This window comes from Priestia sp. AB, from assembly GCF_028369225.1.
Classification (GTDB): domain Bacteria; phylum Bacillota; class Bacilli; order Bacillales; family Bacillaceae_H; genus Priestia; species Priestia megaterium.
The window spans coordinates 1-329 of sequence record NZ_JAQMYN010000072.1; the positions used below are offsets into that span (position 1 = coordinate 1).

Below are 329 nucleotides of genomic sequence, written 5' to 3' on the forward strand. Positions count from 1 at the left end.
CCAATTGATTAAAGCGTTTCGTACAGCAGAAATTTATAAAGTCATAAAACGTGGGGATCGTACCTCCTATCTATTTCCGAAAATTCATCAAATCGATCATCATCACACCTACACTCGCTATGCTTTTTCCCTACTGAATGGCATTGATCCTGAACTTTTAAACAAAAAGAGATGGGCCTTACGCCAAGTATTAGGCAGCAACATCGAGATAAATGGCAGCCTAAAGAATTTTAGCATCACCGTTCACCACAAGAGTCTACCTAAGATGCTTACTTACAAGTATGAAACCATTCGTCCTCACATTGAGAAAATGGAACTTCCCGTATGTA

1 pseudogene is annotated in these 329 nt (G+C 39.2%); it reads left to right on the forward strand.

The features are described 5' to 3' along the window. Window positions 1-329: pseudogene (locus tag POF52_RS31080) on the forward strand (FtsK/SpoIIIE domain-containing protein); the annotation flags it as partial.